This is a genomic window from Bacillus sp. mrc49, assembly GCF_002803435.1.
In genome coordinates, this window is record NZ_PHNG01000407.1 from 1 (window position 1) to 311 (window position 311).

A 311-nucleotide genomic window follows, 5' to 3' on the forward strand; every position below is an offset into this window, starting at 1 on the left:
GGGTGCGATCGTTCATCTTGCTGGAGAGAAGGCGAATGAAAAATACATTGGAAAATATGGTGAACCCGCCGTATCCGATTATGATTACGGGAGCATCGAAGCGGAAGATTATGATGCGATTCTCGTACCGGGCGGTTGGGCCCCTGACAAAATCCGTCGGTTCCCTGAAGTGATTTCACTAATCCAAAGCATGGAAGAATCTAAAAAACCGATCGGGCAAATTTGCCATGCTGGCTGGGTGCTGATCTCCGCAAAAATTCTAGCTGGCAAGAATGTAACAAGTACGCCTGGCATTAAGGATGATATGGAAA

General features: G+C 46.9%; 1 protein-coding gene. It reads left to right on the forward strand.

Annotation, left to right across the window (positions count from 1 at the left end; translation table 11 throughout):
• Positions 1–311 (forward strand): DJ-1/PfpI family protein (locus CVN76_RS02525; protein WP_198512446.1); only part of this gene is annotated, 311 nt, incomplete at both ends.